1 protein-coding gene is annotated in these 758 nt (G+C 37.9%); it reads right to left on the minus strand.

The window, feature by feature from the left end:
• Nucleotides 1-143: 143 nt before the first annotated feature.
• A complete protein-coding gene (tnpA, locus tag EO120_RS09085) occupies nt 144-605 on the minus strand; it encodes an IS200/IS605 family transposase (protein WP_127135149.1) in 462 nt (153 codons plus the stop codon).
• Nucleotides 606-758 lie beyond the last annotated feature (153 nt).

Here is a 758-nt window from a genome sequence, read left to right on the forward strand (position 1 = left end):
AATCAGAACCACCCGTAAAACGGGTGGTTTGCTCACGGGCTATAAGCCCGTAATGCTAGGCCAGCGTCTAAAGGCGCTGGCTTTCACTACGTTCAAGCCACATAGCCATTGACTCGTAACCTTCCCCTCAAAGGGGATATGTATTACTTGCTATCCTTAAAAGGGTCCTCATATTCTTTTACACTTAACTTATCCTTCATTTGGTCATGTAACTCTTGCTCACGTATATATTTTCTTACTGTTGTCTCATTTAGACCTACTGTACTAACATAATATCCCTCGGACCAAAAGTGTCTATTTCCAAATTTATACTTTAAGTTTGCGTGTTTATCGAACATCATAAGTGCACTTTTACCTTTTAAATATCCCATAAAAGATGAAACTGCTATTTTAGGTGGGATTAATACTAACATATGCACATGATCTGCCATGAGCTCCCCCTCTATAATCTTGACACCCTTATATTCACATAAACGCCTCAATATTTCACGTAAACTATTTCTATATTGATTATATATCACTTTACGTCTATACTTAGGTGTAAATACTATGTGGTATTTGCATAACCATTTTGTGTGCGTAAGACTCTGTGTCTTTGTTGCCATATAAAATCACCTTTCTTTTGCATATAATGCGGCTTGAACACCTACATTATACTTAAGCAAGGTGATTTTTTTGTATAACTTTCGTTTCCGCACCCGCATAGCGGGTGGTTTTATGATTCGCGACTACGTCGCGAACCAGTCTAAAGACAATAA

The organism is Veillonella caviae, assembly GCF_003992125.1.
Taxonomy (GTDB): Bacteria; Bacillota; Negativicutes; order Veillonellales; family Veillonellaceae; genus Veillonella; species Veillonella caviae.